This window comes from Micromonospora sp. NPDC047620 (genome assembly GCF_043205005.1).
Classification (GTDB): domain Bacteria; phylum Actinomycetota; class Actinomycetes; order Mycobacteriales; family Micromonosporaceae; genus Micromonospora.
In genome coordinates this window covers 1-1,278 of record NZ_JBIDDG010000131.1, presented here as the reverse complement: position 1 = coordinate 1,278, position 1,278 = coordinate 1, and the positions used below count along the sequence as shown (strand labels likewise).

Annotated in this window: 2 protein-coding genes; both read left to right on the top strand. The window is 60.2% G+C overall.

Translation table 11 applies throughout. The annotated features are described in order from the left end of the window. On the top strand, positions 1–423 hold a 423-nt coding region (locus ACGF5C_RS34700), incomplete at its 5' end, for a hypothetical protein (RefSeq protein WP_393308638.1). Positions 424–440: 17 nt separating this feature from the next. Further along, a complete protein-coding gene (atpB, locus tag ACGF5C_RS34695) occupies positions 441–1,181 on the top strand; it encodes a F0F1 ATP synthase subunit A (protein WP_036524342.1) in 741 nt (246 codons plus the stop codon). Positions 1,182–1,278 lie beyond the last annotated feature (97 nt).

Below are 1,278 nucleotides of genomic sequence, written 5' to 3'. Positions count from 1 at the left end.
CGACCTACTACGAGGTGGGATGGCGGCGATGGTGGTGTCGCAGTGAGTATCGACAAACTCCGGCTGCGCCGTGCGAGCTACATGGTAGCCGCATTCGGTGTGCTGGCTTTGGTGGTGACCGGTCCACTGGATCGGTTGATGCTGGGTGTTTTCATCTGTATCGGGCTGGGTTTGGGTTGGCTGAACGCGCAACTGACATTGCGGTCGGTCACCGGCATCACCCGCTCGGAATCGCCGAATAAGCAGGCGCTGGCCTTGTCGACGGCCGCGCGGCTGATCATCGTCACCGTACTGGCGATCATCGTGGCGTTCCTGACGCGTCCGAACGGTGTGGGCATCTTCTTCGGACTCGCGTTGTTCCAGGTGATCCTCGTCTTGCATACCGTTGTGCCCGAGTGGAGAGGGCTCCGTCAGCAGTCATGAGCAGCACTATCGCGACGATGATCCTGGCCGATGAAGAGCCGAAGATCGAAGTAGGTCACCACGCCACCACCGAGCTCTGGGGATTGACGTTCAACGTCGACACCATCCTCTCGACGGCGGTCGCCGCGGTGATAGTCATCGCCCTGGCGCTCTTCCTTCGCATGAAGATCACCTCGGGCGTCCCGAACGGCGTGCAGTTGTTCTTCGAGACCATCACCGTGCAGATGCGCGGGCAGGTGGAGTCCGCGATCGGAATGCGTATCGCGCCGTTCGTATTGCCGCTGGCGGTAACGCTTTTCACCTTCATCCTGCTGTCGAACTGGATATCGGTGCTGCCTATGCAGTACGGCCGCGGCGAATTCATCTTCCCGCCGGCCTCCGATGTCAATTTCGTCTATGCCCTGGCATTGTTCGTCTTCGTCTTCTACCACGCGGCGGGTGTCCGGCGCCGCGGTCCGGTGACGCATGTGAAACAGTTGCTGAAGGGCCACACGGGGTGGGGGCCGATGGTGTTGATCAACATCATCGAAGAGATCGCCAAGCCGTTGTCGCTGTCGCTGCGATTGTTCGGAAATATGTTCGCCGGCGGCGTCATGGTCGCGGTGATCGCGCTGTTCCCGTACTGGATCGCGTGGGGCCCCAACGCCATCTGGAAGCTGTTCGACTTGTTCGTCGGCGCCATTCAGGCGTTCATCTTCTCGCTTTTGACCGTCCTCTACTTCAGCCAGTCCATGACGCTGGAGCACGAAAACCACTGAACGGCAGTCCCGGTCGGCTCACCGATCGGTCAACGTTGGAGAACAGGAAGAGAAAATGGCAGCAGATCCAGCAATCGTCCAGGGTGCCCTCATCGGC

Excerpts from the sequence above, each read along its gene's own strand:
- atpB (WP_036524342.1), top strand. The coding sequence starts at position 441 with ATGATCCTGGCCGATGAAGAGCCGAAGATCGAAGTAGGTCACCACGCC.